This is a genomic window from Pseudoalteromonas sp. SG43-7, from assembly GCF_014164295.1.
GTDB classification, from domain to species: domain Bacteria; phylum Pseudomonadota; class Gammaproteobacteria; order Enterobacterales; family Alteromonadaceae; genus Pseudoalteromonas; species Pseudoalteromonas rhizosphaerae.
The window spans coordinates 1-5,539 of record NZ_JACJEY010000100.1; the positions used below are offsets into that span (position 1 = coordinate 1).

General features: G+C 42.1%; 5 protein-coding genes. 1 reads left to right on the plus strand and 4 read right to left on the minus strand.

The window, feature by feature from the left end:
* A partial coding sequence (locus tag H5200_RS22530; RefSeq protein WP_182718637.1) for a flavohemoglobin expression-modulating QEGLA motif protein occupies window positions 1-1,099 on the plus strand: 1,099 nt, incomplete at its 5' end.
* A gap of 147 nt (window positions 1,100-1,246) precedes the next feature.
* Here the strand turns inward: H5200_RS22530 and H5200_RS22535 are convergent.
* The 4 genes from H5200_RS22535 to H5200_RS22550 all read right to left on the minus strand — a co-directional run.
* Window positions 1,247-2,050 (minus strand): DUF1338 domain-containing protein, encoded by an 804-nt coding sequence (locus H5200_RS22535; RefSeq protein ID WP_149980151.1) that lies wholly within the window; start codon window positions 2,048-2,050, stop codon window positions 1,247-1,249.
* A gap of 47 nt (window positions 2,051-2,097) precedes the next feature.
* Window positions 2,098-3,579, minus strand: coding sequence for a succinylglutamate-semialdehyde dehydrogenase (astD, locus tag H5200_RS22540; protein ID WP_182718638.1), 1,482 nt, complete (start codon window positions 3,577-3,579; stop codon window positions 2,098-2,100).
* An 18-nt stretch (window positions 3,580-3,597) separates the two neighbouring features.
* A complete protein-coding gene (astA, locus tag H5200_RS22545) occupies window positions 3,598-4,632 on the minus strand; it encodes an arginine N-succinyltransferase (RefSeq protein ID WP_149980153.1) in 1,035 nt (344 codons plus the stop codon).
* A gap of 44 nt (window positions 4,633-4,676) precedes the next feature.
* A partial coding sequence (locus H5200_RS22550; RefSeq protein WP_182762717.1) for an aminotransferase class III-fold pyridoxal phosphate-dependent enzyme occupies window positions 4,677-5,539 on the minus strand: 863 nt, incomplete at its 5' end.

Genomic DNA, 5,539 nt, shown 5'->3' on the forward strand with positions numbered 1-5,539 from the left:
AGGTTTTGTACCTAGCGAGCTACGCCAAGCATTTTCTGATCTAAACCGTAATATCATTAGCCAGCTTGGGCAACTCAATCCTATCGCTCAATATATGAGTAAAATGTGCAGCGAGTACAAAACAGTATTGAGTATGCTTGAATACCGTGGCACTGCTGAATTTCATGATTTATCTGTAGAGTTGTTTGGTCATCCAAAAGATTTATTTCATGCCGGTGAGCCATCGTTATCAGAGCTTGCAAATATGCTTGAGTTACCGCTCAAAAATCTATTGGCGGCCGATATTTTACCAGATGATCCTAAAAATATAGATGCTGATGAAGCCGTTCGAATTCTTGCTGAACAAGTACGTTTAAGCATGCCAGGTATCGATGTTGAAGTGGTTATTAGTGATGGGATCGTCAGTGATGCAGCTGCTGGTGCTAATAATATTAAGCTAAATCAAGACGTAAAGTTTTCTCAACGTGAGCTTGATATTTTAGAAGTACATGAGGGCTGGATCCACGTCGGTACAACCCAAAATGGTTTAGCTCAGCCATACTTAACCTGTTTAAGTAAAGGCACGCCAAGTTCAACAGTGACACAAGAAGGGCTGGCGGTACTAACCGAAATCATCACCCTTAAATCAACCCCTCGTCGTTTAGCGAAGTTAGTAAATCGTATTCAAGCGGTGACCAAGGTAATTGATGGGGCTGAGTTTGTTGATATATATCGTGATTATGTTGCTCAAGGCTTGAGTAAAGATGAGAGCTATACATTGGCCCAGCGAGTATTTCGTGGCAGTACCGCAACAGGCTTGCCATTTACTAAAGATATCGCTTATATCAAAGGGTTTGTATTGGTTTACAATTTAATTCGGGTTGCGATACAACTTGGTCGCATCGATCAATTACCTTTGCTGTTAGTGGGTAAAATCTCGATTGATGACTTTAGACTAATATCACAATTACATGATTTAGGTGTAATTGAAGACCCTAAGTTTGTTCCACCACATTTTAAAGATTTACGCGGTTTAGCAACGTGGCTTAGTTTTGGCCGTTTTATTGGTGATTTGTCATTTGAACAGTTAGAAAACGACTATAAACCACTATTTATATAGTGACTCATAATCCTAGTATAAAAACAATAAAAACGCAGTTGTAATGAACAACTGCGTTTTTTCTATCGTACAGCTAAGTACTTTATTAAATCAGCCAGTAAGTACCCAGCTGTAAACACATGCACTTATGATCTGAATCTAGATTTATTAACGTGCATTGGTGCTTTCAAAAATTTTATCGGCCGATGCAGCAACGAAACCGGTATATAGTTCACCATCAGGTTTCGCATAACGCAGGGCAAACTCATAAAAACAACTAGGTACGCTCATCGTCGTGTCACTAAACTCTACGGCAAAGTCATCGGCAAGGGTTGATGATTGCTCAAGTAATACCTCAGGTGAGCCTTTTACTTCCCCGCCTGAAATATTAAGGGCAAAACCGGCATCTTTAAGCGCTTGGTTAACGTCTTCAATTTTATCAAATTTGGCAAGTTCATTAATGTTCACGGTGAAATGATTAGCACGGTAACCCCATGCTGACATCCACGCTGCATATTCGCTTTCAGCCAGTAACTGTTTATAAGTTTCAGAGCTTACTTGCCAATGGGTGCCTGAGTATAAGAAGTTTTCTGCGGTTACGGCATCTGCATCTATGCTGGCAACCAGCTCATTAACGATGGCTTGCAGTTGCTCAGAACATTGCTCTACAAGTAATTCAGAAATAAATACTTTTGGTTGCTTTGGATCGCTATGCTCATAATGTTTAGCATACAATTTTTTAGCTTCAAAATGATATTCACCACATTCTTTATAACCGACGGCTAAGAAATGGGCGGCTAACTTTTCCAGACCAATTTTTTCATGATTGAAAGTGCGTAGTGCAATATGGTCGTTGATCACATCATCTTGTTGTGTCGAGCCTAGTAGCTCATGAACTTTTACAGCTGACGGTGTTACCGCTAGGTAGTTTTGCCATAAGTTGTCAAAAAGGGCATTTACATCTGTGTGCATTTTTAATTCCTTAATTTAATTTCTGCAGCCGTTAAGCTGCAGACTGATTATTCAATAATTAAGCCCGGCGCAAGGGTACTTGGTAAACTAACGCTTGGTGCTTCAACAGAGGCTACTGGGTATGAGCAGTAATCTGCGGCGTAATAGGCGCTCGCTCTGTGGTTACCACTGGCACCAATACCACCAAATGGCGCGGCACTTGATGCACCGGTAATTGGGCGATTCCAGTTAACAATACCGGCGCGAATGTGCTTTAAGAAGTGCTCATAATCTTCACTTGAGTCACTTAAAAGCCCAGCCGATAAACCAAATGAGGTATTGTTCGCTTCCACAATTGCACTGTCAAAGTCGCTATAGCGATAAATTTTAATTAATGGGCCAAAGTGTTCTTCATCTGCGATGCTGGCCACATTTGTTACATCGATAATACCAGGGCTTACAAAACCGGTGCCTGGTTTTAAGTGTTTTAGTTCAACTAAAGGTTCAGCTCCCATATCAATCAATTGTTGCTGAGCGGCGACCATCCCAAGCGCGGCTTTTTCGCTGATCATAGCCCCCATGAAAGGTTGTTCTTCGCTAAAGCTGTCTGCAACTTTAATACTTTTAGTTGCGGTGATCAGCTTTTCTAAAATAGCATTACCATTAGCTGTATTTGCAATAAATACCCGACGGGCGCACGTACAGCGCTGACCAGAAGTTATAAAGCCGGATTGGATAATGTCATGCACGGCAGCATTTACGTCAGCCACATCTTTAATTATGAGCGGGTTATTTCCCCCCATTTCTAGCGCTAAAATTTTACCTGGATGTCCAGCAAACTGCTTATGTAATAAATGACCTGTGTTTGAGCTGCCAGTAAAAAACAAGCCATCGGTATCTTGGTGACTAGCAAGTGCAATACCGGTGTCAACTTCACCCTGAACAAGGTTGATCACCCCAGCTGGCAGGCCTGCTTTTAACCATAACTCAAGTGTGTATTGAGCAACAAGAGGGGTTAGCTCTGATGGTTTAAAAACGACGGTATTACCCGCTAAAATTGCCGGCACAATATGACCATTAGGGAGGTGGCCTGGGAAATTATAAGGGCCAAAAATAGCCACTACGCCATGCGGCTTATGACGAATAAAAGCTTTAGCGCCGGGCATTGGATTTTCAGTAGTGCCTGTTCGTTCATTATGAGCTTTTATTGAGATCGCCACTTTGCCTGTCATAGCACCCACTTCGGTGCGTGTTTCCCATAGTGGTTTACCTGTTTCGCGGGCAATGATAGTCGCAAACTCTTCGCTATTTTCTTTTAGCTGGCTGACAAAACGCTCAAGAACCGCAATACGCTCTGTAATTGGGGTATTTGCCCATGTAATGTGTGCCTGACGAGCTGATTTAATCGCTGCGTCTACTTGTTCTTTACTTGCCGCTTTACCTTGCCAAACAATATCACCGTTACTTGGGTTTATTGAACTGAAATCATGACCTAAGCCAGTTTGCCATTGGTTATTGATTAGTTGGCTGTTGTGCGTATTAACGCTCATAGAAACTCCTACAGAGGTTTACAGACGGAAAAACCGCGCTGCATCTCCTTGTTTTAATTTAAGTGCTTTTGCAACTTCACTACTAATAATCAAGGTATGTTTAGCATGATTATAATGTGCATGTTTTGTGAAAGTGGCTCTGAAGTCATTCACGCCTTGATTACAAATAGCTAAGGTGTCGGAACTTTGTTGATTAATATGATCAAGTTCACCTATGGTAATAGGGCATACTTGAGATTCACGGATGCTACGTATATTGCCAAGTTTGGCTTCAACTGTTGGCCCAGCATCAAATAAATCAACGTAACCTCGATGCTCAAAACCTTCTTTTTCAAGCAATTTTAGTGCAGGTTTAGTGTGCTCGTGTACTTTACCAATTACAGCTTGCGCTTTTTTGCTTAACAGGTTGGCGTAAATAGGGTACTTGGGCATTAATTCACTAATAAATACTTTATCGCCTAAGCCGACTAAATGATCGGCTAGTGGGAATTCAATACTGAAAAAATGTTCTTCAAGCCATTGCCAAAATGGAGAATGGCCGTTTTCGTCACTAACGCCACGCATTTCTGCAATGATGGTATCGGCAAAACGCTCACTGTGTTGAGCCATAAACAAAAAGCGTGAACGCGATAAGAAACGTCCTGTTAGCCCTTTGCGGCTATCTTCACGTAAAAACAGTGTGCATATCTCTGAGCAGCCGGTGTAATCATTACACATACTGAGAATATCAACGGTGTTATATACGTTAAGAGTGCGAGAATGATGAACCGTTTTACCTAAATGATAGTGATACAAAGGAACGTTCATACCGACCGCCGCTTCAATCGCGGTAGTGCCGACTACTTGACCTGTTTCACTGTCTTCTAATACAAATAGGTAGCCCTCGTCTTGAGGCTTATTAATGTTTTTTGCAAAGCTCCTTTCTGCTCGTTCAATTTTCTCTAGCAACAAGGCATCATCAACAGGTAATGATGTAAAACCATGGCCTGACTCTATTGCTATTTGTTTTAGTGAGTCAAAATCATTTGCGGTTATAGGACGTAATACTTGCATTTAAAAGTGCTCCATTAACGCCCTAAACAGGGCGTTAAATTAGGTTAACCGTTTACAACGTCTGCTACGGCTTTTTCAAAGCGCGCTAGACCTTCTTTAATGTCCTCAAGTGGGATCACCAGTGAAGGCGTAAAACGAATAACATCAGTACCAGCAACTAAGCTCATTAGTCCTTGTTGAGTACTTGCTACCAAGAAGTCGCGAGCGCGCCCTTCAAACTTGCTGTTTAGTACGGCGCCTAATAATAGACCTTTACCGCGTACTTCACTAAATACGTCGTATTTTGCGTTGATCGCTGCAAAACCATCACGGAAAAGCTGTTCACGCTGTTTAACGCCGCTTAGCACTTGTTCGGTATTCACGGTATCAAATGCCGCTTCTGCCACTGCACACGCTAACGGGTTACCGCCATAGGTTGAACCATGCGTGCCCACTTTAAGATGTGCTGCAATATCAGTCGTGGTGATCATCGCACCAATAGGGAAACCGCCACCTAACGCTTTTGCTGTTGTTAAAATATCTGGTGTCACGCCTAATTCTTGGTATGCGTATAGTGAGCCTGTACGGCCTACACCCGTTTGTACTTCATCAAAAATAAGCAATGCATTGTGTTTATCACACAAAGCACGCACACCTTTGATAAATTCATTATTTGCAGAGATAATGCCGCCTTCACCTTGCAGAGGTTCCATCATTACGGCACAGGTTTTATCGCTGATCAGTGCTTCAAAAGCTGCTAAATCATTGTAGTCACAATGATCAATTGCGGCTGGTTTAGGACCAAAACCGTCAGAATATGCGGTTTGGCCACCCACAGTTACGGTAAAAAAGGTACGACCATGAAAGCCTTTGTTAAATGCGATTATTTGGCTTTTATCAGCACCATGTACATCCACTGCGAAACGAC